Source organism: Bradyrhizobium sp. CCBAU 45394 (assembly GCF_028128655.1).
Classification (GTDB): Bacteria; Pseudomonadota; Alphaproteobacteria; order Rhizobiales; family Xanthobacteraceae; genus Bradyrhizobium; species Bradyrhizobium diazoefficiens.
This window is the reverse complement of the sequence record NZ_LBIX01000177.1, coordinates 272,422-298,000: the sequence shown is the minus strand read 5'-3', so window position 1 is coordinate 298,000 and position 25,579 is coordinate 272,422. Positions and strand designations below refer to the sequence as shown.

The window sequence follows — 25,579 nt, the reverse complement described above, 5'->3', positions numbered from 1 at the left end:
CGCCGCGGTTTGCAGCTCGCCTGATTTCTTCTGAAGCAGTCCCCCATGAAAATCTATCTGGCAGGCCCCGACGTGTTCCTGCCGGATGCGGTCGAGATCGGCCGGCGCAAGGCCGAGATCTGCGAGCGCTTCGGGCTCACCGGCCTTTATCCTCTCGACAACGAGATCGACCTCACCGCCCCCGACGCCTCGCGGCAGATCTTTTGCGGCAACGAGGCGATGATGGATGCGGCCGACGCCATCATCGCCAACCTGACGCCGTTCCGCGGTGCCGGCGCCGATCCCGGGACCGTCTACGAGCTTGGCTACATGGCCGGGCGCCGTAAATTGTGTCTCGCCTATTCCAACGATGGCGCCACCTATGCCGACCGCGTCGGCCGTTTCGTGGACGTCACGTCCGAGGACGGGCGGCTGGTCGATGCGCAGGGCCTGACGGTCGAGGATTTTGGCCTCGTCGACAACCTCATGATGATCCATGCGCTGGAACTGCACGGCTGCCCGCTGGTGACGCCGGCCACGATGCCGATCGACGTCTGGCACGATCTCGCCGCGTTCGAGGCTTGCGTCCGGATGGCGGCCGCGCGATTGATTGCACCATAAGCGCATCAATCGTCCCAAGAATCGTCTCAAGAATCGTCTCAAGAATCGTCTCATGAGAGCGTGATGTCCCCTTCCCGCAAACGCGCGGATATTCTGCTGGTCGAGCGCGGCCTGTTCGAGAGCCGGGCACGGGCGCGCGCGGCCATCGAGGCCGGCCTCGTCACGGCCGACGACAAGCAGGTGACGAAACCGTCGGAGACCATCGCCGAGGACGCGGTGATCCAGGCCGAGCCCGCGCACCCCTACGTGTCGCGCGGCGGCGTCAAGCTCGCCGGCGCGCTGGAACGCTACCCGATCGAGATCGAGGACCATGTCTGCCTCGACGTCGGTGCCTCCACCGGCGGTTTCACCGAGGTGCTGCTGGCCAATGGCGCAAGCCTGGTGTTCGCCATCGACGTCGGCACCAGCCAGTTGCATCCCTCGCTGCGCGATCATCCCAAAATCGTGTCGATGGAGGAGACCGACATCCGCGCCTATGAAGGCAAACGCCTGCCGGCGCGGCCCGATGTCGTCGTGATCGACGTCAGCTTCATCTCGTTGAAGGCCGTCCTGCCCGTAGCGCTGTCGCTGGCGGCCGCACCGATGAGCCTGCTGGCGCTGATCAAGCCGCAATTCGAGGCCGAGCGGAAGCACAACAAGAAGGGCATCATCCGCGACGCCGCCGTGCATCAGCAGATCTGCGACGACATCGCGGCCTTCGCCGCCTCGCTCGGCTGCACCGACATCGAGGTGTTCCCCTCGCCGATCACCGGCGGCGACGGCAACATCGAATTCTTCCTGGGCGCGCGCCGTGGTTGAGCGCCTGAGGATCGATCACGTCGGCCATCGCGGCGACGGCGTCGCGCTCGGCGCCGGTGAAGCGATCTATGTGCCGTATGCGCTCGGCGGCGAGACCGTCGAGGTCGACCATGTCGCGGGCAACCATCCCGACCGCCGCAAGCTGCTGGCGGTCGACGTCGCAAGCCCCGAGCGCGTCGCGCCGTTCTGCCCGCATTTCGGCATCTGCGGCGGCTGCGCGATCCAGCACTGGGCGGCCGAGCCGTATCATGCCTGGAAGCGCAGCATCGTGGTCGAGACGCTGGCGCAGGCCGGCATCGATTGCGAGGTCGCGCCGCTGGTCGATGCCCATGGCGTGGGGCGCAGGCGCGTCACGCTGCATGGCCGGTTCGGCACGCATGACATCCTCAAGGTCGGATTCTCGGCAGCGAGCTCGCACGACGTCATCCCAATTCATCGCTGCCCGATCCTCGATCCCGCACTCGACGGCGCGCTCGATGCTGCCTGGGCGCTGGCCGAGCCGCTCACGTCCAAAATGCCGGTGACAAAGCCGCTCGACATCCAGGTCACGGCGACCGCGAACGGCCTCGATGTCGATGTGCGCGGCTCCGGCCCGCTGCCGACGCCGCTGGTCACGGCGCTGTCGCGCGTCGCCGAGCAGCATCGCCTGGCGCGGCTGACGCGGCATGGCGAGCTGGTGCTGCAGCGCCTGCCGCCGACGGTGAAGATGGGCCGCACTGAAGTGACGCTGCCGCCGGGCTCGTTCTTGCAGGCAACCGTCGCGGGCGAAGAGACGCTGGCATCTCTCGTGGCCGAGCGCGTCGGCAAGGCCAAGGAGGTTCTCGACCTCTTCTGCGGTGTCGGGCCGTTCGCGCTGCGGCTCGCCGAGAAGGCGCGCGTCACCGCTTACGATAGCGATGCCGGCGCAGTTGCCGCGCTGGCAAAGGCCGCGCGCACGCCCGGCCTGAAGCCGATCAGGTGCGAGCCGCGCGACCTGTTCCGCCGCCCCCTGGTGCCGCAGGAGCTGCGCGACTTCGACGCCGTCGTGTTCGATCCCCCGCGCCAGGGCGCACAGGCGCAGGCACTGAAGCTGGCCGCAAGCAAGGTGCCCGTCATCGTCGCGGTGTCCTGCAACGTCGCAACCTTCGCCCGCGACGCACGGCTGCTGATCGACGGCGGCTACAGGATCGAGACCGTCGTGCCAGTCGACCAATTCCGCCACACGCCGCATGTCGAGCTGGTGGCGCGTTTTGCGCGGTAGCTGCAAGCCTCGTGGGACGGCCCGCCGCGGGCGCCTCACCAGATTGATCCGCGGCCGATCCGAACCTTGATACCGGTCAACCGCCCGAGCTTCCGGGGACGCTAGAAGCGTCGTGGCGAAAGGGCCGTGGAGCGGATGATGGCGATCGACCGGCGACAACTCATGACCATCGCGCTCGGACTTTCCGCGGCGGCAATCACCGCCCGCCCCTCGACTGCGGCGACGACGACCTATGAGGAAACGGTGCGGGCGTCGCGAGCGCCGCTGCAACCGGCGCCGCGGGACCGCGAGCTCGTGCGCTTTGCCACGCTCGCCGCCAACAGCCACAACACCCAGCCCTGGATCTTCTCCGCCCGCGGCAATGAAATCGTGATTGCGCCCGATTTCGCGCGCCGCTGTCCGGTGGTCGATCCGGACGATCACCACCTTTTCGTCAGCCTCGGCTGCGCCGCCGAGAACCTCGTTCTCGCGGCATCAGCGCTCGGCTGGCGCGCGAACCCGATGGTCGACGGTGACAAAGTCCGGATCGCGCTGGAGCCAGCGCGCCCCGAAGCGTCGGCGCTCGTCAACGCGATTCCCCTCAGGCAATGCACCCGTGCAGCCTTCGACGGCAAGCCGGTGGCGCCCGACATTCTGCGCCAGCTCGAGAACGCCTGCCGGGAGCCGAACGTCTCGGCAATCCTTATGACCGAACGCGCCGCCATCGCAAAGATCACCGACTACGTGCTCGAAGGCAATGCCGCGCAAATGCGCGACAAGGCCTTCATGCGCGAGCTCGTGGGCTGGATGCGCTTCAACGAGGCCGATGCGGTCGCGACCATGGACGGGTTGTTCTCGCGGGCCTCGGGAAGCCCGTCCCTGCCGGCATGGATCGCGCGACCGCTGCTCAGGTTCTTCTTCACCGAAAGCGGCGAGAGCGGGAAATACCGCGCCGAGCTCGACAGCTCCGCGGGTGTCGTCGTGCTTGCCGCCGATCGTAGCGACACGTCGCACTGGATTGCGGTCGGCCGTGCCTGCCAGCGGTTCGGCCTGCAGGCGACCGCGCTCGGGCTCAAATATTCCTTCGTCAACCAGCCGATCGAGGTGGCGACGCTAAGGCCGCAGTTCGCAGTCTCGCTCGGACTCGGCGAGCGGCGTCCCGATATCGTGATGCGCTTCGGAGCCGGGCCCGATCTGCCGAAATCGCTCCGCCGCGCTCCCGAACTGGTGATGCGGCCGACGCAATAGTCTCCTAGCGCCGAAGGCCGCCGAGCGCCGGTGACTCGCCGGGCAGCATGTTCGATCTGATATCGCTGTCCATGCGGCCCGAGTCCTGCTGGGTGAACCCGGCCCCGAACGACAGGCTGAGGTTGGAGGTCGGCTTGAATTCGACCCCCGCGAACGCGCCGTAGCCGGGCCCGGCGCCGGAGGTGAGCGGCGCAAGCGAACTGCCAATGCCGTTGCCGTATTTCAGCGTGTCGAAGCCGGCAAAGAACGTGACGGGCATGCCGCCCGCCGTCTTGGTGTTGTAGCCGAACTGCGTGCTGTCATAGGAGAGCGCGCTGAAATTGCCGGCCTGTCCAGCCTGGCCGAGACCGCTCCAATTGAGGTTGCCACGCTGGCTACCGACGAAGAAGCCGTTCGCAAAGTTGGCGCGCCCGCCTGCGTCGCTGGCACTGAAGCCTGGAAAATTGCCGTAACTTTCGGAGCTCTGGCCATCGCTGCCGCCAAAGCCGAAAGGTCCGCCCGGTATCCAATACCTCAAGGGTGCAACTTGCGCATGAGCGGGCGCTCCGCCGAGGCAAAGCACGGCGAAGAGAGCTGCGAGACCGCAAGAACCTGCAAGGCTGGACATTCCGGCTACCGTCAAAATGCTCACAAATTATACCCTCGGTATATCGCGATGGCCAGCGAAGCAATGGCGGTCCCGCGGCCCCGGTTCCAGGGTCACGTATTCCTGACAAATTGAACCTCCCATCCGCCGGATTGACCCACATAGAGGACGCGCAAGCTCGAGCCGTCATCGCGATCGCCAGAGCCTCGTGCGATCCGGCAATGCGCAGTTTGCGCTGACCTTTGAAAATGCCCGACACAGCATGGAGGTCGTCATGGAGGTCAATTCCGACAGGTTGAACGCGTTTATGGGCAAGATGATCACCGAGGTCGGGGCCGCGATGAACGCATCGCTGGTCCTGCTGGGCGACAAGCTCGGCCTCTATCGCGCCCTCGCCGCCAAGGGGCCCATGAACTCTGCCGAACTCGCAAGCGCCACCGGAACGAACGAACGCTACGTCCGCGAGTGGCTGTCGAGCCAGGCGGCTTCTGGTTACGTCGAATATGATACCGCTTCAGGAAAATTCTCGATGTTGCCGGAGCAGGCGATGGCGCTTGCCGACGAGGACAGCCCGGTGTTCCTCGGCGCAGTCGGCAATGTCATTGCCGCGGCGTTCCTCGACGAGCCGAAAATCACGGATGCATTCAAGTCCGGCAAGGGAGTCGGCTGGAACCGGCGGAGCGAGTGCCTGTTCTGCGGCACCGCCCGCTTCTTCCGCACCGGCTACATGCATCATCTGGTGCAGGAGTGGCTGCCCGCGCTCGACGGCGTGGTGGACAAGCTCAAGCGCGGCGCCAAGGTCGCCGATGTCGGTTGCGGGCATGGCGTTTCGACGCGGCTGATGGCGAACGCCTTCCCAAACTCCCGGTTCTACGGCTTCGACTATCACGAGGGCTCGATCGAGGCCGCGCGAAAGGCGGCCAATGAGGCCAAGCTGGGCGACCGGGTCAGCTTCGCTGTTCACTCGGCCAAGACCTATCCGGCCGAAGGCTATGATCTCGTCTGCTTCTTCGATTGCCTGCACGACATGGGCGATCCCGTCGGCGCCATCAGCCACGTACGCGAAGCCATGGACAAGGACGGCACCTGCATGCTGGTCGAGCCGTTCGCGGGCGACCGCCTCGAAGACAATCTCAATCCGGTCGGTCGCGTCTACTATGCGGCGTCGACCATGATCTGCACACCGGCCTCGCTCGACCAGGAGGTCGGCCTGGCGCTGGGCGCACAAGCGGGCGAAGCAAGGCTGCGCAAGGTCGCCCGCGAAGGCGGCCTGACGCGCTTCCGTCGCGCCGCCGAGACGCCCTTCAACTTGATCCTGGAGGCGCGGATCTGATCTCGATCGCGCCGGGCGCACGGAGGCGGCATGCGGCCATGCCCGTACCGCAGCCTCGCCCGGTGCCGACATCCTTGCCTCACTCGCGCCGCAACGTAAGTTGGCGTCGAGCAGGCGGCGCGAGTCCGCCGCAATGGGAGGATGACGATGCGATATCTGGGTCTGGCGCTGGCTGTGCTGTTCACCATCGCGACCTCGGAAGCCGGCCGCGCGGCCGAGCCGACCCGCTTCGTGCCGCTGCAACCCGACGAACTTTCGTCGTCGCAGAAAGAATGGGCGGACGCGATCGCGGTGCCCCCGCGCAACGCGAAATTCACCAACCCGCCCTACCGCGCCTATATCCATAACCCGGAGCTGGCGCCAAAACTCTCTGCGATGTCGGACTATCTGCGCTGGAATTCGTCGCTGCCGGCGCGCCTCAGCGAATTCGCGATCCTGATCACCGCGCGGCAATGGACGGCGCAGTATGAATGGTTCGCGCATTATCCGCTCGCGATGAAGGCCGGGCTCGATCCTGATGTCGCCAAGGACGTCGCCAACGGCGTGCGGCCGAAGGCGATGAAGGACGACGAGGCCGCGCTCTACGACCTCGCGATGGCGCTCTATCGCGACAAGAAGGTGTCCGACGATGTCTACCGCGCGGCCCAGCAAAAATTCGGCGAGCGCGGCATCATGGATGTTATCGGCCTGATCGGCTATTACGACCTGGTCTCGATGACGCTGATCACGATGCAGGCGGAAGCGCCGAACGACAGCGTGCTCCCGCTGCCGCCGCTGGCTGCGAAATAGCCACGCAGCAACCGCGGTTGATACCGCACGATCCCAAGAAGCCTGGAGACCCCGGTGACATCTGACAGCCCCGTCGCCTACGAATGCGTGGGCAACATCGTCCGCATCACGCTCAACCGGCCACCGGTCAATGCGCTGAGCCTCGAGGTCATCCGGGCGGTGGTCGCGGCACTGCGCCGCGCCGCCGACGATCCGGATGCGCGCGTGGTCGTGCTGGCGAGCGCGATCGCCAGGCGCTTTTCGGCAGGCCTCGACCTCGACATCCTGCTTGGCAAATCCGGCGCCCAGATCCGCGAATTCCTCCAGGCGCTCTATATCGACCTTTACGACGCCCAGTACGGGCTCGGAAAGCCGTCGATCGCCGCGGTCGGCGGCGCGGCCCGCGGCGGCGGCATGACCATGGCGGTGTCCTGCGACGTGGTGCTGGCATCCGAGAGCGCGACGTTCGGCTATCCCGAGATCGACGTCGGCGTCATTCCCGCGATCCACTACGCGCATCTGCCGCGCATCATCGGGCGCCACCGCGCTTTCGAGCTGCTGTTCACCGGCCGCGTCTTCAGCGCCGCCGAGGCACGCGAGCTCGGCGTGGTGAACCGCGTCGTCGGAGATACGGAGCTCGAGGCCGAAGTCGTGAGGCTCGCGGCGCAGTTCGCCGCGAAATCAGCCGCGGTGCTGCGGATGGGCCGGGCCGCCTTCATGCGCCAGATCGACCTCGACTATCGGCGCAGCATTGCCAGCGCCGTGGACGATTTCTGCAACGTCGCGACGTCGGACGAGGCGCAGGAGGGCCTGAGGGCGTTCGTAGAGAAACGGGCACCGAAATGGTGAGGACGGCCGGCCGCCGCGCGCGTCGGGAACGCGAAGCGTTCAGGCGGTCTTGTCGACCGAAGACGATGAATCGGCCGGTGGATATTTCGTCACCGGCACCATGAAGGACTTGGTGCCGACCTGGTAGATGACCTTGCCGTTCTTCCCGTCATCGGTCGCAATCTGCGCCTGCCCGAACATGATGACGTTCTTGTAGACGATGCCGGTGCCCTGGCGGGTGATGCCGTCGGTGGTGACGCTGACCTGCGCTTCGTTGCCGTTGACGGCGAGCACCTTGAAGCTCGCGCTCTTGCCGTTGTCGCTGGAATAGCCGCCCCAGCTTCCCATGAGACGGCTGTCGGAGGCCGGCGGCGCCTGCTTCTCGAGATTGGCGGTCTGCTTGCCGGCGCCGCCCGCAGAGAACAGCAGCACCATGTTCTTGCCGTCCTTGGTGCCGACCGTGACCCCGCCGAAGGTGATAAGCGAGCCCTGGACCTCGCCAAAGCCGCGCTCGGTGTGCCCGTTATGGGTGTATTCGACCTGCGCCCGCGCACCGCGGATGTTCACGACCTTGAAGCCGACCGGCTGGTTGTTGCCCACCCAATTGCCCTTCCAGTCACCGACCAGAGCGCTCTGGTGAAAGATCCGCTCGTTCGCGGGCGAAATCTGGCTGGTGCTCGATGTGACGATGGCCATTGGATTGCTCGGCGGACAGGTCTCGCGAATCCGCTGCCGTGTGCGCCGGACAGCAATGTCGGAACAGACCTGGAAGCAAACGGAAACAATCCGATTAGGGCCATGCGGCGGTTAACGGTCGGTTAAATTCAACCGCAAGGCGAGATGGGGCAAATGGTCTCATTTCAGGTAAGTCTCGCGTGTCAATGGCCGGGAGGCGGACAACCGGATCTGATCCCGAAAGAACTTTGTTAAGCGTCTTTCGTTGCGCAAACGGCACACGCCGCATGCATCTTTTGAGAAGCACGTTTCGATTGTTGTCTGATCGCTTCTGCTCGCCTAGCGTTGTGGTTGTACTTCGTGGACTACACGACAACGACAATCCGCACCCTCGAACGGTGTGGACGTAATTGGAATACTGCATGCGCGAATGCATCGGGGCTGCTGCGACGATCCGACGGCAATCAGATGACACGCTTCGCAGGAGTCCGAATCGGACTCGGCATTGTTCCGCCAGCACCCGCCGAACCCGAATGCTTCGCCTGCTCCTGGCGAGCTTGCTGGTTGTGGTGCTATCGGCGCTGTTCACGCGATCAGCCTCGGCCCAGGCGAATTGGACCGGTTTGACCAGCAACGATTGGATGGCCGGGAGCAACTGGACGACCGCAGCCCCTCCGATCCCGGGTCAAACCGTCAACATCGGTATCCTGGGCGCGCCGCCGCAGAGGGAGACGATCCTCGGTGTCAGCGGCCCGGTCAGCGTTTCGGTGGGGACCATGTCCATTGGCAACAGCGGTGCACCGGCCGGCAATCTGACGATCCAGAACGGCAGCACGTTGACGAGTACCGGCTCATCGCGGCTCGGGATATCGGCTGGAGCCACCGGCATCGTGACCGTCACCGGTGCGGGGTCGCAATGGAACATCCCCGCTGCAACTTTTTATGTCGGCTTTCTAGGCGTCGGCACGCTTAATATTCAAAACGGCGGGGCTGTCGTTACGGGAGCCGGCACGGTCCTGGGTAACTTCGCCTCATCTTCCGGCACGCTCAACATCAGTGGCGGCGGCATACTGGAAACTCAATCCTTGCGGGGCGCGGCCGGGACGAGCCAGGCCAATTTCGACAATGGTATCCTGCGGGCGACTGCCAGCAACGCGACCTTCATCAACGGATTTTCAGGAACCAAGCTCAACATCCTCGCGGGCGGGCTGACGATCGACACCGGAGCGTTCACGGTCGGCACCGATGCCACCTCCGCCTTCACGGGCGCCGGTGGATTGACCAAGATCGGCAACGGCACTCTGAACCTGGCCGCCAGCAGCCCTTATGCCGGCCAAACCGTGGTCCAGGCCGGTATCCTTGCGCTCACCGGTGCGGGCGCCATCAACAATTCAAGCCGCGTTGTCACCAACGGGACGTTCGATATTTCCGGCATCAGCGCTGGCGGCACCAGCATTCAGAGCCTCGCCGGCAGCGGCGGCGTCAGCCTCGGCGCGAAGAACCTGACGATCACAAACGCGAGCGACACGTTCGCCGGCGTGATTGGCGGCACGGGAGGCCTGACCGTTACCGGTGGCACCCAGACGCTGTCGGGCGCCAACAACTATACCGGCGCGACAAATGTGAACGGCGGCACCCTGCGCGCCGGAGCCGCGAATACATTCAGCGCAGCGTCGGCCTTCAACGTGGCCGCCGGCGGCACACTCGACCTCGCCGGCTTCAATCAAACGCTCACCTCGCTCGGTAATGCCGGCACGGTCACTCTCGGCGGCGCCGCTGGAGCCACACTGACCGTGGTCGGCAATTACGTGGGCAATGGCGGCACGGTTCAACTCAACGCCAGGCTCGGCGGCGACAGTTCGCCGACCGATCTGTTGCGGGTGCAAGGAAGCACATCGGGCTCGTCATCACTCCGGGTCACCAATGTCGGCGGCGCCGGCGCGCAGACCACCGAAGGCATCAAGGTGATAGACGTGGTCGGCGCGTCCAACGGCAGCTTTTCGCTTCTAGGCAGCTACGTCTTTCACGGCGAGCAGGCCGTGGTCGGCGGCGCCTATGCCTATACGTTGCAGAAGAATGGCATCGCCACACCCGGTGACGGCGATTGGTATCTGCGCTCGAGCCTGATCAATCCGCCGGTGACGGCACCGCCCGGCCCGCTGTATCAGCCGGGCGTTCCGCTCTACGAGAACTATGCGCAAGTGCTGCTTGGCATGAATGATCTGCCGACGCTGCAGCAACGCGTCGGCAACCGCTATTGGGGCGGCAGCGACGCCATGGCGCGCGCCGGTGCCGCGCCGTTGACAGCCGCGGCTTCGCCGGCGCCCACGGCGTTCTGGGGCCGCATCGAAGGTGGCCATTCCGACTTGCAGCCCGCCAACACCACCGGCTCGACCTACAAGGCCGACCAGTTGAAAGTGCAGACAGGACTCGATGGCCTTGTGCTGGAGAACGAACGGGGCCGGTTGTTCGTCGGCCTCACCGCCCAATATGGCCTGACGACCGCCAATGTCGCGTCGTTCTTCGGCAATGGACGTATTCGCGTCGAGGGAACGGGCGCCGGCAGCACGCTGACCTGGTATGGCGACAACGGCTTCTATGTCGACGGTCAGGCACAGTCGATGTTCTATCGCAGCGATCTGTCTTCCGTGCTGGCCGGCAGCCTGACCCACGGCAATGAAGGGTTCGGCTACGCCTTCAGCGCCGAAACCGGCAAGCGGATCGGCTTCGGCAACGGCTGGTCGCTGACGCCGCAGGCGCAGCTTTCCTATTCGAAGGTCGCTTTCGACAGCTTTGCCGATCGGTTCGGCGCGCCGGTGTCGTTGCGCGATGGTCACAGCCTGCTCGGCCGCGTCGGACTTGCGCTCAACAATCAGAGGATATGGAGCGACGGCACGGGCATCGTGCGATCCGATGTCTACGGCATCGCCAATCTGCGTTACGAGTTTCTCAACGGCACCAATGTCGATGTCGCAGGTACCGGTTTTGTCAATGCGCAGGATCGGCTGTGGGGCAGCATCGGCGGCGGCGGCACCTACAGCTGGGCGAACGGGCGCTACGCCCTCTTCGGCGAGGTCTCCTACAATGCGAGCCTCAACAACAGCTCGGACAGCCGCAACTACAAGGGCACTGGAGGCTTCCGCCTCACCTGGTAAATAGCGCGCCCGCAGCCGAGGCGCGCCCGGAACAAGATCGAGCGGTTCTTCAATTGGATCAAGCAGTGTCGTCGGGTGGCGACGCGTTACGACAAGCTTGCCGCCAACTACCTGGCCTTCGTCCGGTTTGCGTCAACAAGGCTATGGCTGCGCGTCAATGATTCCGCGCCCTAGAAGGCGCTCGCGGAATCGACGGCGGTGCCGCCGGACAGGATCGTGCCGCTATTGTCGATCGTCGCGCCGTTCACCGACAAGGCGGCATTGTCGCCGTACACCATGCCGCTGTTGGCGAGCTTGACGGTGGAAAACGAGAGAATGCCGTAGTTGCCGGAAATGTTGCCGCTGTTGGTGATGTCGCCAAAGCCGCTCAGGCTGATCGCCCGGTTGGACGTGCCGACAATCGAGCCGGAGTTGGCGATGGTCGCAGTCGTCGCGCTGACGCCGTTCTGGCTGCCTTGCACGGATCCGGAATTGGGCAACGTCAGACTTCCGCTGAGATCGATCGCGGTGCCGCGACGTTGCGCGTCATCCCGCGATCGACGCCACGAGAAACGGCAGCGACCATTGGTGACGTTCCAGGCCGCTTAGCGTCCCCAGCGGTCCGACCAGATCTTCTCGCCGATCAGGCAGCTGACGCGCGGCTCCTTGTCGGCGACCCGCATCACGGGACGATCGGGCACGCGGCCTGCGACCTCCATCAGGAGCTTGGTGCGGATCGCTTCCTTGAACTTCTCGCGGTCCTTGATCGTGATGACGAAGGAGCCGGGACCGCCGATGACGCAATCCTCGTAGTAGTAGTCGAGATTGTCGATATCCATGGTCGAATAGGACGGCTCCTTGACCATGATCGGCAGGCCGTTGATGACGATGCCTTTCTCGAGCGCGGCGTCGCGCGCCACCGTGACCGGGCCGCCATTGTTGTTGGGGCCGTCGCCGGAGATGTCGATGACGCGACGCAAGCCCCGATAGGGATCCTCGTCGAACAGCGGCATCGCGAACGTGATCGCGCCGGAGATCGAGGTGCGCGAGGCGCGCCGGATCGGCGTCTTCATGATTTCGGTGGCGACCGCGTCCGCGGTCTCAGGTCCGTCGATCAGCCGCCAGGGAATGATGATCTTCTGGTCGGTGGAGGCGGCCCACTCGAAATAGGTCACCGCAATCCGGCCGTTCGGGCCCATCTTCAGCGCCTGGAGAAACTCTTTCGACTGGATCGCCTGCGCGTAGCCCTCGCGCTGGATCGCCAGCTCGTCCATGTCCATGGAGTAGGAGACATCGACCGCGAGGATCAGCTCGACATCGACCGTCTGCGCATCCTTGTCGGCCGCCAGCCGCTGAGTCCTGGGCGGCTCAAACTTCGGCCCTGGTGCCGCGATGCCCGCGACGTCCCCCCCGGCAAGCACGCCGGCCACCAGCACAGCCCCGATCGAGAACAGCAAGCGCATCGCAGTCTCCCGTCGTATGATGCGATGGTGACATGCAATCGCCTTGCCGCAAAGTGCGAAGATCGCCTGCGCTTCACATTCGAGTTAGGAATTACGCAAAGCTGCCGCCGTGTTGCCGCGCTAGCGTCATCGGAACACGTGCGACCACAGGCTCCGTCATTCCGGGGCGTCTCGAAGAGCCGACCCCGGAATGACAGTACCGGACACGCATCCCGCCCACTTGTCCGGCGTGATTTCCATGCTAGGCTGGCCGCACAGATGGGGATGGAGTCCCCCGACAACCGCCCGGCGGTCGGTGACCGTGATGGGCTGATGACTCCTGCTTGAGGTGGGGCAATTTTTGAGCCTCTGCCTTTGGCGGGAGCATGGACAAACCCGCCAATGGCGGGTTTTTTGTTGCCTGAAGGCGAAGGCCGGGACGTGAAGGCCAAGGGGACGTTCGAGGGGAAGTCCAAGGCGTGACGACGACGACACCGAATGCTGCGCGCGCGGGGCTGCCCAGGGGGATCTGGGTGCTCGGCTTCGTCTCGATGCTGATGGACGTCTCCTCCGAGATGATCCACGCGCTGCTGCCGGTCTATCTCGTCACCGTGCTCGGCGCCTCGACGCTCACGGTCGGCTTCATCGAGGGCATTGCGGAGGCGACGGCCTCGATCACCAAGATCTTCTCCGGCGCGCTGTCGGACTGGCTCGGCCTCCGCAAGCTGCTTGCCGCGCTCGGCTATGGGCTGGCAGCCGTCACCAAGCCGCTATTCCCGCTCGCGCCCAGCGTCGAATGGCTGGTGGCGGCGCGCTTCATCGACCGGGTCGGCAAGGGCATTCGCGGCGCGCCGCGCGATGCGCTGATCGCCGATATCGCACCCGTCGGCCTGCGCGGCGCGAGCTTTGGCCTGCGCCAATCGCTCGACACCATCGGCGCCTTCGTCGGACCGCTCGCGGCGATCGGCCTGATGTGGTGGACGGCTGACAATTTTACCGCCGTGTTCTGGGTTGCCGTGCTGCCGGCCTTTCTGTCCTTCGGCCTGATCGCCTTTGCCGTGAGCGAGCCGGAGCCGGACCCGAGCCGGGAATCTGCGAAAAATCCGCTCAATCTCGCCGCGATGCGGCAGCTCGGAGCGGTCTACTGGCGTGTCGTGGCGATCGGAATCGTCTTCACGCTGGCGCGCTTCAGCGAAGCCTTCCTGATCCTGCGCGCGCAGAACATCGGCCTCAATGCGATGTGGGTGCCGGCGGTGCTGGTGCTGATGAACATCGTCTACGCGCTGTCGGCCTATCCGGCCGGCGTGCTGTCGGACCGCATCAACCGGACCAGCCTGCTCGCGCTCGGTCTCGTCTTCCTCGCCGGCGCCGATCTCGCGCTCGCGCTGCTGCCGAGCCTCGGCGGCCTCGCGCTCGGGGTCGTGCTGTGGGGGCTGCATATGGGATTGACGCAAGGCCTGCTCTCGGCCCTCGTCGCCGACGCCGCGCCGCCAAGCTTGCGCGGCACTGCATTCGGCTATTTCAACCTGTTCACCGGCCTGGCACTGCTGGCCGCGAGCGTGATCGCCGGTGCGCTGTGGGACGCCTATGGTCCGGCCGGCACGTTCCTGGCAGGGCTCGGCTTCGCGCTGGTGTCGCTCGTAGGGCTGCTCGCCGTCGGCAACGGGCTGGCAGCGGAGGGCAAATGAGGATGGGGGGTCGTTCGTCGTGCTGAGCGGAGTGATCGCAATCGTGGTCGGCAGCGTGCTCGGCGGCTGTGCGCGCTACTTCATCTCCGGCGCTGTCGCGCGGCGGCTGGGCGAGACCTTTCCGTGGGGCACCATGACCATCAACGTCACCGGCGCCTTCCTGATCGGCATTTTAGGCGCGCTGGCAACCCATCCGGGCTCGATGTTCGCCTCGCCCAATCCATGGCTGTTCGCGGTGACCGGTTTCCTCGGCTGCTACACCACGGTGTCCTCGTTCAGCCTGCAAACGCTGACGCTCGCCCGCAACGGCGAGCCGATGCATGCGCTCGGCAACGTCGCCTTCTCGGTTGGACTGTGCCTCGCCGCAGTGAGCTGCGGCTTCCTGCTCGCTGACGGTCTTGGAGGGTAGAGGCCGATGAACGTTCCCTCCTCCGCCGAGCGCTGGCGCAGCGCGATGCTCTATGCCTGGGTTTCCGCCGGCAGCGTCGTCGGCGGCCTGACGCGCTACCTGGTCGGGCTCGCGCTCGATACCGGTCCAGGCTTTCCCTTCGCGACACTGTTCATCAACGCCACCGGCTCGCTGATCATCGGATTCTATGCGACGCTGACCGGCCCGGACGGCCGGATGCTGGCACGGCCCGAGCACCGGCAGTTCGTCATGACCGGGTTCTGTGGCGGCTATACCACCTTCTCGGCCTTCAGCCTGGAAACATTCCGCCTGTTCCACGGCGGCATGAAATACACCGCGCTGGCCTATGTCGCATCCTCCGTCGTCTGCTGGCTGGTGTCGGTCTGGCTCGGCCATATCATGGCGAGCCGCTACAACCGCTTGAAAAGGAGCTGACCATGCAAATTCCCAATCAGGCTGTTTCGCTCCGCATCTTCATCGGCGAGAGCGACCATTTCGACGGCAAGCCGCTCTATGAAGCGATCGTGATGAAGGCGCGCGAGCTGCACCTCGCCGGCGCCACCGTGCTGCGCGGTCCGATGGGGTTTGGCAAGTCGAGCCGGCTGCATACCTCGAAAATCCTGCGGCTCTCTGAAGACCTGCCGCTGCTGATCGAGATCGTCGACAGCGAGGACAACATCAACGCATTCCTGCCCATCCTGGATGGCATGATGTCGAGCGGGCTGATCACCTTGGAGAAGGTGCAGGTCCTGCAATATGGTGAGAAAGCCGCGAGCTGATCGCTCCGGCAGGGAACCCGAGCCCGCCGTGTCCAGGAGGCGGAATGAACGACGCCGTCACCAAGCCGAAAACCAGAACCAAGACCAAGGTCGAGCGGCCCAAGCTGCACAAGGTCATCCTGATCAACGACGACTACACGCCGCGCGAATTCGTCACGATGATCCTCAAGGCCGAGTTCCGCATGACGGAAGATCAGGCCTACAAGGTGATGATCACGGCGCACAAGCTGGGCGCCTGCGTGGTCGCCGTGTTCACCAGGGACGTCGCCGAGACCAAGGCAACCCGCGCCACCGACGCCGGCCGCTCCAAGGGCTATCCGCTGCTGTTCACGACCGAGCCGGAGGAATAGGCCGCTAGCCTCGGCCGCGACGGGAGCGCACTGGCTTGCGCGCAATGCTCGGGCGCGGATGCTCCTGAACGTGTTTCCAGAACGCCTCCGCCGCAGGCGTCAGTCGCGATCTCGGACGAAACACGTGGATCTCGATTGGAATCTCCCATTCCGGCCCGCCCGCCTTCACCAGTTCGCCCGATGCGAGCTGATCGGCGATGAGGCTCTCCGGCAGCCAGGCCATGCCGCGGCCGGCCTGCACCATGGTGATGAGAAGTTTTTGCAAGATGCGATGAAGGTCGCTTATTGAGGGGGACGTCTGGCAGTGGCCGGTGATCACAGAAACATCGCGCCACTGCTTTTGACGACTGAGCCGGAGGAATAAGCCATCCGCGCTTTCCGACTTTGCATTCCCGCCGGGGATCGCCGACAATGCCGCAAAACCGGCGCACGCCGAACAATAAACAAAGCGGGAAACGACGGACGTGGGCATATCAATAAGAAGCTTCGTGACAAGAGGCCGACTGGTCCTGACGCTGGTGGCGATCGCCTTCTTCACCACCGGCATGGCGCAAGCGGGCGAAAGGGTCCGCATCGGGCTGTTGAAGCTCTCCTCGGCAGCCCCGTTGTTCCTCGCCAAGGAGCGCGGCTATTTCGAGCAGGAAGGGATCGAGGCTGATCTGAAATTCTTCGATGCCGCCGTGCCGATCGCGGTAGCCAGCGTGTCCGGCGATATCGACATCGGTTTCACCGGCTTCACGGCCGCTTTCTACAACCTCGCGGGCAAGGGCGGACTGAAGGTGGTTGCCGGCACGGCGCGCGAGGCACCCGGCTTCCAGAACACGGCCTACGTCGCCTCCAAGCGCGCTTATGATTCGGGCCTGAAGACGCTGAAGGACTTGCCCGGCCATTCCGTCGGCATCACGCAAGTCGGCTCCACTTTCCATTATTCGCTCGGCCTGATCGCCGACAAGCTGAAATTCGACGTGACCTCCGTCCGGGTCGTTCCGCTGCAGTCGCTGCCGAATGTCGCCGCGGCCATCAAGGGCGGCCAGCTCGACGCGGCGCTCACCGCCACGACCACGATCAGCCCGGTGGTCGCCTCCGGCGACGCGATCGTGCTCGGCTTCGTCGGCGACGAGACGCCCTGGATGCTCGGCTGCGTCGTGGCTTCGACCGCGACGATCGAGAAGAACCGCAAGCTGGTCGAGAAGGTGCTGGCCGTCTACCGCCGCGGCGCCGACGACTATGCGCGCGTGCTGTTGCAACGCGATGCGGACGGCAAATTCGTCCGCAGCGAGGAAGGTGACGCGATGCTTGCGATCATCTCCAAATACACCGAGCAGAAGGTCGAGCAGCTCCGCATCGGGCTGTCGGTCGTCGATCCCGCGCTCGACAGCGCCGACATCGCCCGTCAGATCGCCTGGTTCAAGCGCCAGAAGATGATCGAACCCGATATCGATGCCGAGAAGATCATCGACAAATCCTTCGTCCCGGACCGGCCGACGGCGTCGAAATGACTGACGACAACGACAACAAGAACACGGAGCTACCCATGAGCGCGAGCGAAGTCACCGCGGGCACCAAGATCGTCCGGCGTGCCGCGAACCAAAAGCCCTCGCGCGTCGTCGCCGACATCTGCGTGGTCGGCTCGGGTGCTGCCGGCATGTCGGCGGCGATCGAGGGCGCGCGTGCCGGACGCAAGGTGGTGCTGGTCGACAGCCTGCCCGCGCTCGGCGGCCAGGCGGTCAACTCCATCATCGGCACCTTCTGCGGCCTGTTCTCGAACGGCAGCGACGGTTACCAGTTCACCCACGGTATCGCCGACGATCTCCTTGGCGACCTCGGTGCGCAGGAGAACGCGCTGTTCTACCGCCGCGGGCCGCACACCACCGTCGTCTACTACGACGAGGTCGCGCTCGGACGCTGGGTCGAGAAGGCAATGCTTGCGGCCGGCGTCACCGTGATCGTCGGCGCCGTCATGCGCAACGTCCGCGTCGCCGGTCGGCGCGTGACCGGGATCGATCTCTCCACCCGCTACGGTGACGTCGAGGTCGAGGCGAACGGCTTCGTCGACGCCTCCGGCGACGCCGCGCTGGTGTGGCAGGCGGGCTTTGCCTGCCGCGAGCCGGACGACGGCCCGATCTACGGCACGCAAATGCTGATCGTCGAGAATATCGACGAGAGCAAGGTGCCGAGCCGGGAGGAATTGCCGGCGCGCATGCGAGAGAAGGCCGGCGACTACGGCCTGTTGCGGCGCGAGGGCCTGTCCTTCGTCATTCCCGGGCGCGGCGTTGCCGCCATGAACATGACCCATGTCGAGACGCCACTGGAGCCGCTAGAGGCGAGCCGCAAGGGCATCGAGGGCAAGGACCAGGCCGATCGCGCCTTCGCCTTCCTCAGGAACGAATTCCCCGCCTGCTTCGGCAAGGCGCGCATCCGCGCCTATGGCCTTCCCGGGATCCGCCAGACGCGCTGGATCGTCGGCCGCCAGCAATTGTCGGTCGACGACGTCCGCGCCGGCACCAAATTCGAAGACGCGATCGGCCGCACGGCGTGGCCGATCGAACTGCACGACCACGGCTCCGGCCATCACTGGCACATCTTCGACAAGGACCACGTCCACTATGTGCCGTTCGGCAGCCTGACGCCGCAGGAAGCCGACAACATCGTCGCCGCCGGCCGCTGCATCGATGCCGACAAGGCCGCACTCTCCAGCGTTCGGGTGATGGGCCCCTGCATGGCGATGGGCGCCGCCGCTGCGCACGCGCTCGACCTCGCCGGCAGCGGCAGCGTGCATCAGATCGACATCGATGCGCTGAAGTGGCGCGTGCGCGACAACCTGGAGCGGACGGACTGAGGCGCGCAGCGGCCAGGAGCGGTGGCCGCAGCTCTCTGCTCAGCCGACCGGCGCGATCGTCGGTCTGAACGCCCTTAGGCCATCACCACCGGCGTCTCTTCGGTCAGCCCATACACACGCTGCGCCTTCGAAAACCCCGCGATCGGAAATTCGCCGAGCGCGCGCCAGTCGTGGCGGCAGGCGTTCGCGAAAACCTCCGAGACCACGACGGTGCGGCCGAGCCGGCCGGCGATCTTCTCCAGCCGCGCCGCGAGATTGACGGCAGGGCCGATGCAGGTGAAGTCGAGCCGGTTGCCGCCGCCGATATTGCCGTAGAGGATGTGGCCGACATGCAGCGCGACGCCGAAGCGGAAGCGCTCGACGACGTCGCCGACCGGAAAGGCGAGCGCCTCGACGCTGGCGCGGGATTCGCGCGCGGCTTCCAGCACGCGCGAACAGACATGGGCGGCATCGCCGACATATTCGTCGATCGGAAACACCGCGAGCAGGCCGTCGCCCATGAACTTCAGCACCTCGCCGCCATGGCCCCGGATTGCGGTGACCTGGCAGTCGAAATACTGATTGAGGATCTCGACCACGGTCTCGGCCGGCAGCCGGTCCGACAACGCGGTGAAGCCGCGCAAGTCAGAGAGCCAGATGGCCGCCTGCATGGTGTCGTTGTGGCCACGGCGGATCTGGCCGCCGAGGATGCGCGCGCCGGCGCGGTTACCGACATAGGTGTCGAGCAGCATCTCGGCGGTACGGCGCAGGCTGACGATCTCGCTGACGCGCGCGAGCGGCGCCATCATGGCCCGGATCGCCGCGACGTCGTCGTCGCTGAATCCGCTGGGGTGACGCGTGGTCCAGCTCGTTGCGTGGATCGAGCCGTCGAGATACGGCATCGGCATCGCGAGGTAGTCGGTCACGCCTTCGGCGCGCATGTCGTCGAGGAACGGAAACCGCTTGCTGTCGGGGTCGTCCATCCGTCCCCGGACCTCCAGCCCCTCCTCGAACACGATCCGCAGCGGGCTGCGTGCGAATTCAGGCGTGTCCAGGATCTCGAAATCGACAGTGCCGATCTCGACCTCCTGGCCTTCCCGCCAGATGAAGTTGCGGCCGAAGATTTCGGGATGCAGCGTACGGATGAAGATGCCGAACCGCCACAGCGGCAGGCCAGCTGCGACCAGATGCTCGCAAACGTCGGCGATCATCTCGGCCGGGGTCCCGGACGACCTCGCGCCGTCGATCAGCCAGTTGGTGATGCGCTGGAGCTCGGAGTTTTGCATGTCCGCATTTGCGGACGAAGTTCTGGGGACGTCAAGCTGCGCGGTGGGCTGGTACCGCGACACTAACGCCTCACCCCGCTCTAGCGTCCCACCTGCCCGCGGTCTCGGATGAAGTGATCCGCCAGCACGCAGGCCATCATGGCTTCGCCGACGGGGACGGCACGGATGCCGACGCAGGGGTCGTGGCGGCCCTTGGTCATGATCTCGGTGTCGGCGCCCTGGCGATCGACGGTGAGGCGAGGCTGGAGGATCGACGAGGTCGGCTTCACCGCGAAGCGCACCACCACCGGCTGCCCCGTGGAGATGCCGCCCAGCACGCCGCCGGCGTGGTTGGACAGGAAGCGCGTGCCGTCATTGCCGGTGCGCATCTCGTCGGCGTTCTCTTCGCCGGTCAGCTCGGCCGCGCCGAACCCGGCGCCGATCTCGACGCCCTTCACCGCATTGATGGTCATCATCGCGCCCGCCAGATCGGAATCGAGCTTGGCGTAGATCGGCGCACCGAGGCCCGCCGGCACGCCTTCGGCGACGATCTCGAGCACCGCACCGATCGAGGAGCCGCTCTTGCGGATGCCGTCGAGATAGGTTTCGAAGAACGCAGCCTTGTCCTTGTCCGGACAGAAAAACGGATTCCTGGCGACCTCGTCCCAGTCCCACTTCTCGCGGTCGATCTTGTGCGGGCCCATCTGCACCAGGGCGCCGCGCACCTTGACGTCGGGCAGCACCTTTCGCGCGATGGCACCGGCGGCAACGCGCGTCGCGGTCTCGCGCGCCGAGGAGCGGCCGCCGCCGCGATAGTCGCGCAGGCCGTACTTGGCCTCATAGGTGAAGTCGGCATGACCGGGCCGGAACTTGTCCTTGATCTCGGAATAGTCCTTGGAGCGCTGGTCGGTGTTCTCGATCAGGAGCCCGATCGGCGTGCCCGTCGTCACCTGCACGCCGGTCTCCGGATGCGCCATCACGCCGGACAGGATCTTCACCTGATCCGGCTCCTGGCGCTGGGTGGTGAAGCGCGACTGGCCGGGCCGGCGGCGGTCGAGATCGCCCTGGATGTCCGCCTCGGTGAGCGGGATCATGGGCGGGCAGCCATCGACCACGCAGCCGATCGCCACCCCGTGGCTCTCGCCGAAGGTCGTGACGCGGAACATGTGGCCGAAGGTGTTGAAGGACATTGGTGCTCGCTCGGTTCCGGCGTGTGGTAACGCGCGGGGGGCCGGGGGTCAAACCCGCACACTCCCTGTCATTCCGGGATGGTCCGAAGGACCAGACCCGGAATCTCGAGATTCTCAGGTGCGCAAGGGCGCACCGGGTTCGGTGCTGCGCATCGCCCCGGAATGACGAAAACTTGGCTTAACTAAACTTCTCCAGCCGCCCGTCCCGGAACACGTAGACGGCGCCCTGCTCGATATAGAGCTCGGCGGCGCTGGCCGGCGTCTCCAGGCCAAGCGAAACCATCAGGGCCCGGCAGGTCCCGCCATGGGCGACCGCGACGGTGTCGGTCCGGAGCTGATCGTACCAGGCCCGCACGCGGACCTGTACATCGGCGTAGGTCTCCCCGCCTACGGGGCCCACCGTCCATTTGTCGGCAAGGCGCCTGGCATAGATTTCGGGATCGGTCGCCTCGCTCTCGGCCAGCGTCAGCCCTTCCCAGACGCCGTAGCCGATCTCGCGCAGGCGATCGTCGAGCGAATAGTCGGCCACGGGCAATTCGAGCATGCCGCGCGCAAGTTCCATGGTCATGCGCGCGCGGCCGAGCGGACTCGACACATAGGGCAGCGCCGCCTTGTCGCGGCCGTCGCGCTTGAACAGATCGGCGAGAATGCCGCCGGCCTGCACGGCCTGGCTGCGGCCGCGCGCGTTCAGCGGAACGTCCCTGGTGCCCTGGAGCCGCCCGAGCGCATTCCACTCGGTCTCGCCATGGCGAAGATAGTAGATCGTGGGCACGGGCATTCCAGCTAAAGGCTAGTCCTTGCCACCGAGCGAGATATCCGGCGCGTCCGGGCGCTTCATACCGAGCACGTGGTAACCGGAATCGACGTGATGCACCTCGCCGGTGACGCCGCGCGAGAGGTCGGAGAGGAAATACAGCGCGCTGCCGCCGACGTCCTCGGTGGAGACGTTGCGCCGCAACGGCGCGTTGTGCTCGTTCCACTTCAGGATATAGCGGAAGTCGCCGATGCCGGAGGCCGCGAGCGTCTTGATCGGCCCGGCCGAGATCGCGTTGACGCGGATGTTCTTCTCGCCGAGGTCGGCCGCGAGATAGCGCACGCTCGCCTCCAGCGCCGCCTTCGCGACGCCCATCACGTTGTAATGCGGCATCCACTTCTCCGCGCCGTAATAGGAGAGCGTGATGAGCGAACCGCCGTCGGTCATCAGCTTCTCGGCGCGCTGTGCCACGGCGGTGAACGAGTAGCAGGAAATCAGCATCGACTTGGAGAAGTTCTCCTGCGTGGTGTCGACGTAGCGGCCGTCGAGCTGCTCGCCATAGGCGATCGCGTGCACCAGGAAGTCGATCTTGCCCCACTTCTCCTTCAGCACCGCGAAGGCGGCGTCGATTGTCGCAGCGTCGGTGACGTCGCAATGGCCGAGCACGAGTCCGCCGATCTCGGCGGCGAGCGGCTCGACGCGCTTCTTCAGCGCATCGCCCTGATAGGTGAAGGCGAGCTCGGCGCCCGCTGCGTGGCATGCCTTGGCGATACCCCAGGCGATCGAGCGGTTGTTGGCAACGCCGAGGACCACCCCGCGCTTGCCTTGCATCAGACCTGAATTCTGCGCCATTTTTGAACGTCCCGTCGAGCTCTCGTTGAGGTTTGGAGGTACACCAGCCCTCCTTCGCGGTACAGTCCTAATACGCGGCGTTAACGCTGTTTCGAGCGCCGGAATAGCCGTTCCGTTCGGGTGTTATGATGAGTAAGGCGCTTGCGCCGAACACCAGGACGTCAAGGCGGCAATGAGCGCGTTTCGCCAAAGTGTGGAAGCCATGATCCCGGCGTTGCGACGCTACGCCCGCGCGCTCACGCGCGATGCGGATGCGGCCGACGATCTGGTGCAGGATACGTTGGTGCGCGCGCTGCGTTCGGAGCGCCTGTTTCTCGGAGGCGACGTCAGGAGCTGGCTCTATACGATCCTGACCAACCTCAACAAGAACCGGCGACGCTCGCTGGCAAGGCGGCCGCAATTCATGCAGCTGACGGAGAACAACCCGGACGCCAGCGGGACCGAAGCCGAGGGGCGCGACATCGAGAAGGCGCTGGCAACGCTGGTCGAGGAGCAGCGCTCGGTGCTGCTTTTGGTGATGCTGGAGGGCATGAGCTACCGCGAGGTCGCCGACATCCAGGGCGTGCCGATCGGCACCGTGATGTCGCGCCTGGCACGCGCCCGCGCCCACGTTAAAGCCTCGCTGGAGGGTGAGCGCCCGGCGCTCAGGCGGGTGAAATGATGGCAGGGTTGATGCAACGCGTTGGGTCCGTCCGCAGCCTACCGACAAAGCGAGCGAAGTTGAGTCACGAAGGATATTTTGGGCCGCAGAGCCAGAGACGATCGATATGAACGACCGCAATATTCCGATCACCGAAGACGAGTTGCACGCCTATGTCGATGGCGAGCTGCCGGCCGAGCGCCGCGCCGACGTCGAGGCCTGGCTTGCCGCCCATCCTGACGATGCCGAGCGGGTGCAGTCCTGGCGCGACATGGCCGAGATGCTGCACGCCCGCTACGATTCCGTCGCCCAGGAGCCGGTGCCGGTACGGCTGGAGCTCGAACGGCTGGAGCGCCGCCCCCGGCAATGGCTCTATGGCGCCGCCGCGGCTGTGCTGGTTGCCTTCGTCGCCGGCGGCACCGCCGGCTGGATCGCGCATGGCGCCGCCAACTCCCCCTCGACCTTCCAGAGTTTTACGGCCGACGCACTCGACGCCCACCGCCTCTATGTCGTCGAGGTCCGCCACCCCGTCGAGGTCGGCGGCAACGAGCGTGACCATCTCCAGGCCTGGCTGACCCGGCGCTGCGGCTGGACCGTGTTCGCGCCGAACCTGGAGGCGAGCGGGTTGAAGCTGGTCGGCGGCCGGCTCCTGCCAGGGCCGAACGGTCCGGCGTCGTTCCTGATGTATGAGGGCGCCTCGGGCGAGCGGTACACGATTTACACCGCCAAGACCGAGAATGGTGCAACGCAGATGCGGTACGCCAAGACGGACAAGGACGGCGCGCTGTTCTGGGCGGAGCGCGGGGTCGGCTACGTCGTCAGCGGCGGCGGCGATCGCGACCGGCTGACCAAGGTGGCGCAGGCCGTGTACGACCAGGCAGAGAAAAACGGCACCTAGACAACCGCGCAAGCGCGGTGCCTCGATTCCGTCATTGAAAATTTGGAATCAAGACATCGGCGCGTCTCATTATCGCACCGGATGATCACGCGAAAATGAGCAGCGTTCGATCCGCCGATCGACGCGGGCGGCCTCGATTGGGGTTTTTGGTACCGCGCTGGTCCCCCTCTCGAGGCCGCACCTTTTTATCGGCTGCCCCGCCGGACAGCCGACACGTCGAGCATATGAGCCGAGAAGCGCTATCGCGCCTCAGGCATATGACGAGCATCATCTGCAAGAGAGGATGCTGTAGACCTTAGGAAAACCCCTTCAGTTCCGACCGCGCCCTAACCAAGCCCGCTACGTGGATTGTAGGGGTGTTGGTCCCGCCACTTCTCCATCAATGCTTCAAGCTCGGCGTCGTTCCCGTCCGGTAGCATAATCCTGACAGTGACGAAGAGATCCCCGGTTCCGCCAGCTTTCGGCAGGCCCTTGCCCTTCAGCCGGAAGGTGCGGCCGCTGGAAGTGTTCTTCGGGACCGAGAGTTCGACCGCATTCCCAAGGGTCGGCACGCGGACCTTGCCGCCGAGCACCGCCTCGTAGAGCGTGACCGGCAGGTCGATCCTGAGATCCGCGCCCTCGACCTTGAAATACGGGTGCGGCGCGATGCCGATGGTGATCAGAAGATCGCCCGGCGGATGGCCCTGGGCGCTCTCGCCCTGCCCGCGCAGCCGGATCTGCTGCCCCTCGGTGACGCCGGCCGGAATCTTGACGTTGAGCTCCTTGCCCGTCGGCAGGCGGACGCGCTTCTCGCCGCCCTTGACCGACTCCTCCAGCGAGACGGACATGGCGACATTCACGTCGAGATCGAGCCCGATCCCACCGGTGTCGAATTCGAACTGCCCGGCGCCGCCGGCCCCCGGCCGCGCGCCGCGCACCCCGCCGCCGAACATGCTGTTGAGGATGTCCTCGAACGCGCCGCCGCCCTGACCCGGGCCGCCGCCGGAGCGGAACGTATAGCTCTCGAACCCGCCGGGACCCGCGCGGCCGCGCGGCCCGCCGCCGCCCGGAAAGCCCTGGAAGCGCGGCTTGCCGTCGGCGTCGATCTCGCCGCGGTCGAACTGCTTGCGCTTGTCCTCGTCGCCGAGGATCTCGTTGGCCGAATTGAGTTCGGCGAAACGCTCGGCGGCCTTCGGGTCGTCCTTGTTGCTGTCGGGATGGTGCTTCTTGGCAAGCTTGCGATAGGCGCTCTTGATCGCGGCAGCATTGGCGCTCCGCGGCACCCCCAAGACCTCATAGGGGTCGCGCATCCGTCACGTCTCCTTC

The 25,579-nt window shown here is 65.5% G+C and carries 27 protein-coding genes, 1 pseudogene and 1 riboswitch; of the genes and pseudogenes, 18 read left to right on the top strand and 10 right to left on the bottom strand.

Annotation, left to right across the window (positions count from 1 at the left end; genetic code table 11):
• Positions 1 to 45: 45 nt before the first annotated feature.
• The 4 genes from WN73_RS42245 (at position 46) to WN73_RS42230 (ending at position 3,865) form a co-directional block, all read left to right on the top strand.
• Positions 46 to 600: a nucleoside 2-deoxyribosyltransferase gene (locus WN73_RS42245; RefSeq protein WP_028175336.1), complete on the top strand. Its 555-nt coding sequence runs from the start codon at positions 46 to 48 to the stop codon at positions 598 to 600.
• A 63-nt stretch (positions 601 to 663) separates the two neighbouring features.
• Positions 664 to 1,398 (top strand): TlyA family RNA methyltransferase, encoded by a 735-nt coding sequence (locus WN73_RS42240; RefSeq protein WP_028175337.1) that lies wholly within the window; start codon positions 664 to 666, stop codon positions 1,396 to 1,398.
• On the top strand, positions 1,391 to 2,638 hold the full coding sequence (locus WN73_RS42235) for a class I SAM-dependent RNA methyltransferase (RefSeq protein WP_028175338.1): 1,248 nt from the start codon (positions 1,391 to 1,393) through the stop codon (positions 2,636 to 2,638). Before WN73_RS42240 ends, WN73_RS42235 begins: the two co-directional genes overlap by 8 nt.
• Before the next feature lie 135 nt (positions 2,639 to 2,773).
• Entirely contained in the window at positions 2,774 to 3,865 is a 1,092-nt protein-coding gene (locus WN73_RS42230; protein ID WP_271558453.1) for an Acg family FMN-binding oxidoreductase, read from the top strand.
• 4 nt (positions 3,866 to 3,869) lie between these two features.
• Here the strand turns inward: WN73_RS42230 and WN73_RS42225 are convergent, their stop codons facing one another.
• Positions 3,870 to 4,472, bottom strand: a complete 603-nt coding sequence (locus tag WN73_RS42225) for a hypothetical protein (protein ID WP_028175340.1) — start codon at positions 4,470 to 4,472, stop codon at positions 3,870 to 3,872.
• Positions 4,473 to 4,725: 253 nt separating this feature from the next.
• On the opposite strand from WN73_RS42225, the gene WN73_RS42220 reads away from it, so the two are divergent.
• From WN73_RS42220 to WN73_RS42210, 3 genes are all read left to right on the top strand, one after another.
• Entirely contained in the window at positions 4,726 to 5,784 is a 1,059-nt protein-coding gene (locus WN73_RS42220) for a class I SAM-dependent methyltransferase (RefSeq protein ID WP_028175341.1), read from the top strand.
• Between the two features lie 147 nt (positions 5,785 to 5,931).
• A complete protein-coding gene (locus WN73_RS42215) occupies positions 5,932 to 6,573 on the top strand; it encodes a carboxymuconolactone decarboxylase family protein (RefSeq protein ID WP_271558186.1) in 642 nt (213 codons plus the stop codon).
• A gap of 54 nt (positions 6,574 to 6,627) precedes the next feature.
• Complete coding sequence (locus tag WN73_RS42210) at positions 6,628 to 7,401, top strand: enoyl-CoA hydratase/isomerase family protein (protein WP_271558184.1); 774 nt, start codon at positions 6,628 to 6,630, stop codon at positions 7,399 to 7,401.
• A gap of 39 nt (positions 7,402 to 7,440) precedes the next feature.
• Here WN73_RS42210 and WN73_RS42205 read toward each other — a convergent pair whose 3' ends face one another.
• Positions 7,441 to 8,076, bottom strand: coding sequence for a hypothetical protein (locus WN73_RS42205; RefSeq protein WP_028175344.1), 636 nt, complete (start codon positions 8,074 to 8,076; stop codon positions 7,441 to 7,443).
• 512 nt (positions 8,077 to 8,588) lie between these two features.
• Between WN73_RS42205 and WN73_RS42200 the strand changes: the two genes are divergently transcribed.
• Both WN73_RS42200 and WN73_RS42195 read left to right on the top strand, forming a co-directional pair.
• On the top strand, positions 8,589 to 11,210 hold the full coding sequence (locus WN73_RS42200) for an autotransporter family protein (protein ID WP_271558182.1): 2,622 nt from the start codon (positions 8,589 to 8,591) through the stop codon (positions 11,208 to 11,210).
• 21 nt (positions 11,211 to 11,231) lie between these two features.
• Positions 11,232 to 11,384, top strand: a pseudogene (locus WN73_RS42195) (IS5/IS1182 family transposase); the annotation flags it as partial.
• Here the strand turns inward: WN73_RS42195 and WN73_RS42190 are convergent.
• Both WN73_RS42190 and WN73_RS42185 read right to left on the bottom strand, forming a co-directional pair.
• Positions 11,381 to 11,689: a hypothetical protein gene (locus WN73_RS42190; RefSeq protein ID WP_271558180.1), complete on the bottom strand. Its 309-nt coding sequence runs from the start codon at positions 11,687 to 11,689 to the stop codon at positions 11,381 to 11,383. The pseudogene WN73_RS42195 and the gene WN73_RS42190 overlap by 4 nt on opposite strands.
• A 105-nt stretch (positions 11,690 to 11,794) precedes the next feature.
• Positions 11,795 to 12,652, bottom strand: coding sequence for a DUF1194 domain-containing protein (locus tag WN73_RS42185; RefSeq protein ID WP_271558179.1), 858 nt, complete (start codon positions 12,650 to 12,652; stop codon positions 11,795 to 11,797).
• A 251-nt stretch (positions 12,653 to 12,903) separates the two neighbouring features.
• Positions 12,904 to 12,981: riboswitch (Fluoride riboswitch) on the top strand.
• 129 nt (positions 12,982 to 13,110) lie between these two features.
• On the opposite strand from WN73_RS42185, the gene WN73_RS42180 reads away from it, so the two are divergent.
• Genes WN73_RS42180 through clpS form a run of 5 tightly spaced genes read left to right on the top strand, consistent with a single transcriptional unit; the run spans position 13,111 to position 15,857 of the window.
• The gene (locus WN73_RS42180; RefSeq protein WP_271558177.1) at positions 13,111 to 14,319 is read left to right on the top strand and encodes an MFS transporter; all 1,209 of its coding nucleotides are present in this window, start codon (positions 13,111 to 13,113) and stop codon (positions 14,317 to 14,319) included.
• A gap of 19 nt (positions 14,320 to 14,338) precedes the next feature.
• Positions 14,339 to 14,728 carry a fluoride efflux transporter CrcB gene (gene crcB, locus WN73_RS42175; protein WP_028175346.1) on the top strand — a complete coding sequence of 130 codons (390 nt, stop codon included), beginning with the start codon at positions 14,339 to 14,341 and terminating at the stop codon, positions 14,726 to 14,728.
• 6 nt (positions 14,729 to 14,734) lie between these two features.
• Entirely contained in the window at positions 14,735 to 15,163 is a 429-nt protein-coding gene (gene crcB, locus WN73_RS42170; RefSeq protein WP_028175347.1) for a fluoride efflux transporter CrcB, read from the top strand.
• A gap of 2 nt (positions 15,164 to 15,165) precedes the next feature.
• Positions 15,166 to 15,507: a DUF190 domain-containing protein gene (locus tag WN73_RS42165; RefSeq protein WP_011085423.1), complete on the top strand. Its 342-nt coding sequence runs from the start codon at positions 15,166 to 15,168 to the stop codon at positions 15,505 to 15,507.
• Between the two features lie 44 nt (positions 15,508 to 15,551).
• A complete protein-coding gene (gene clpS / locus WN73_RS42160) occupies positions 15,552 to 15,857 on the top strand; it encodes an ATP-dependent Clp protease adapter ClpS (RefSeq protein ID WP_028175348.1) in 306 nt (101 codons plus the stop codon).
• A 4-nt stretch (positions 15,858 to 15,861) separates the two neighbouring features.
• Here the strand turns inward: clpS and WN73_RS42155 are convergent, their stop codons facing one another.
• Entirely contained in the window at positions 15,862 to 16,329 is a 468-nt protein-coding gene (locus WN73_RS42155; protein ID WP_231166659.1) for a substrate-binding domain-containing protein, read from the bottom strand.
• A gap of 16 nt (positions 16,330 to 16,345) precedes the next feature.
• On the opposite strand from WN73_RS42155, the gene WN73_RS42150 reads away from it, so the two are divergent.
• Positions 16,346 to 17,356, top strand: coding sequence for an ABC transporter substrate-binding protein (locus WN73_RS42150; RefSeq protein ID WP_028175350.1), 1,011 nt, complete (start codon positions 16,346 to 16,348; stop codon positions 17,354 to 17,356).
• 35 nt (positions 17,357 to 17,391) lie between these two features.
• Complete coding sequence (locus WN73_RS42145) at positions 17,392 to 18,696, top strand: FAD-dependent oxidoreductase (protein ID WP_028175351.1); 1,305 nt, start codon at positions 17,392 to 17,394, stop codon at positions 18,694 to 18,696.
• A gap of 74 nt (positions 18,697 to 18,770) precedes the next feature.
• Here WN73_RS42145 and WN73_RS42140 read toward each other — a convergent pair whose 3' ends face one another.
• From WN73_RS42140 to fabI, 4 genes are all read right to left on the bottom strand, one after another.
• A complete protein-coding gene (locus WN73_RS42140; RefSeq protein ID WP_028175352.1) occupies positions 18,771 to 19,961 on the bottom strand; it encodes an adenylate/guanylate cyclase domain-containing protein in 1,191 nt (396 codons plus the stop codon).
• Positions 19,962 to 20,041: 80 nt separating this feature from the next.
• Positions 20,042 to 21,130 carry a chorismate synthase gene (gene aroC / locus WN73_RS42135; RefSeq protein WP_011085417.1) on the bottom strand — a complete coding sequence of 363 codons (1,089 nt, stop codon included), beginning with the start codon at positions 21,128 to 21,130 and terminating at the stop codon, positions 20,042 to 20,044.
• A 178-nt stretch (positions 21,131 to 21,308) separates the two neighbouring features.
• A complete protein-coding gene (locus tag WN73_RS42130) occupies positions 21,309 to 21,908 on the bottom strand; it encodes a histidine phosphatase family protein (protein WP_011085416.1) in 600 nt (199 codons plus the stop codon).
• Between the two features lie 12 nt (positions 21,909 to 21,920).
• Positions 21,921 to 22,736, bottom strand: a complete 816-nt coding sequence (gene fabI / locus WN73_RS42125; protein ID WP_011085415.1) for an enoyl-ACP reductase FabI — start codon at positions 22,734 to 22,736, stop codon at positions 21,921 to 21,923.
• Positions 22,737 to 22,908: 172 nt separating this feature from the next.
• Between fabI and WN73_RS42120 the strand changes: the two genes are divergently transcribed.
• Together WN73_RS42120 and WN73_RS42115 are read left to right on the top strand one after the other, a co-directional pair.
• On the top strand, positions 22,909 to 23,397 hold the full coding sequence (locus tag WN73_RS42120) for a sigma-70 family RNA polymerase sigma factor (RefSeq protein ID WP_011085414.1): 489 nt from the start codon (positions 22,909 to 22,911) through the stop codon (positions 23,395 to 23,397).
• A gap of 106 nt (positions 23,398 to 23,503) precedes the next feature.
• Positions 23,504 to 24,274 carry an anti-sigma factor family protein gene (locus WN73_RS42115; protein ID WP_011085413.1) on the top strand — a complete coding sequence of 257 codons (771 nt, stop codon included), beginning with the start codon at positions 23,504 to 23,506 and terminating at the stop codon, positions 24,272 to 24,274.
• A gap of 326 nt (positions 24,275 to 24,600) precedes the next feature.
• Here WN73_RS42115 and WN73_RS42110 read toward each other — a convergent pair whose 3' ends face one another.
• On the bottom strand, positions 24,601 to 25,563 hold the full coding sequence (locus WN73_RS42110) for a DnaJ C-terminal domain-containing protein (protein ID WP_011085412.1): 963 nt from the start codon (positions 25,561 to 25,563) through the stop codon (positions 24,601 to 24,603).
• Positions 25,564 to 25,579 lie beyond the last annotated feature (16 nt).